This window comes from Paenibacillus sp. YAE3 (genome assembly GCF_057546105.1).
In genome coordinates, this window is sequence record NZ_BAAIYF010000072.1 from 1 (window position 1) to 507 (window position 507).

At 59.6% G+C, this 507-nt stretch carries 2 protein-coding genes; both read right to left on the reverse strand.

From position 1 onward, the window contains the following. A partial coding sequence (locus AC27KL_RS28260; protein ID WP_487171818.1) for an NAD(P)-binding domain-containing protein occupies positions 1-195 on the reverse strand: 195 nt, incomplete at its 3' end. Between the two features lie 6 nt (positions 196-201). Then, the coding region (locus AC27KL_RS28265; RefSeq protein WP_487171819.1) for a pyrroline-5-carboxylate reductase dimerization domain-containing protein at positions 202-507 on the reverse strand (306 nt) is incomplete at its 5' end.

Here is a 507-nt window from a genome sequence, read left to right on the forward strand (position 1 = left end):
GCTGACCATCGTAAACAGTACGTCGCATTCCTCTACGAGCCGGGGCAGGGACGCCACCTGCTTCGCACCGAGGGCGACCAGCGGAGCCGCCTTGTCCGGGGTGCGGTTCCAGACGCTCACGTCATAGCCTGCCGCCAGCAGATTGCCCGCCATCGGTACGCCCATATTGCCCAAGCCAATCCAACCTACGATCATGTCTGATTACTCCTTTTCGTCGCTGTGTTCTCCGACCTGTTTTTGTACAAGCTCCTTCAGCGCGGCGTGCTTGGACGATGTCATGGCAAACAGCTCGTCAAAGCCGCCCGGCAAGGTTTTGTCGAGGACGCGCAGCCCTTCCGCGGTAATTCCGCCTTTGGTAGCGACGCGCTCGATCAGTTGGTCGAAGCCAAGCTGTTCGTTTTTCAAAAGCAAAGCCGTTCCCAGCATCGTCTCCACGAGGATGCTGCGGGCTGCCTCAATCCCCAGCTCCGGCGTTTTGCGAACAGCCGCCTGGGCGAAAGAATCGAG